Genomic DNA, 345 nt, shown 5'->3' with positions numbered 1-345 from the left:
TCCACTCGTAAGCGACCGTGCCCTCCGGGTGCTTGTACCAACCCGGATCCTTGTAATCGTCGGCCGCCAGGCCGGGACGGACCTTCACGACCGAGAACATGCCGCCCATCTCGATGGGTCCGAACTGCCCGTAGCCCGTCATCATCGGCAGCGTGTTGTCGGGCAGCGGCATCTCCATCGAGCCCATCTCGCCCATGCCATTGCCGCCCATCGGCATGTAGCCCGGGGCGATCCGCTTCAGGGCCGGCGCGGTCATGTTCATGTTCGCGCCAATGTAAGTGCGCACGTCGTGGCCCATGGCGTTCATGGTGTGGTGCGACTTGTGGCAGTGGATCGCCCAGTCGC

1 pseudogene is annotated in these 345 nt (G+C 64.6%); it reads right to left on the bottom strand.

Going from position 1 to position 345, the window contains the following annotated elements:
- Positions 1-345 (bottom strand): annotated as a pseudogene (locus tag OC446_RS30695) (copper oxidase); the annotation flags it as partial.

The sequence above is a fragment of the Microvirga sp. Mcv34 genome, assembly GCF_024519725.1.
Lineage (GTDB): Bacteria > Pseudomonadota > Alphaproteobacteria > Rhizobiales > Beijerinckiaceae > Microvirga.
Note: the sequence above shows the minus strand (reverse complement) of the source record. Positions and strands in the feature narration are given on the sequence as shown.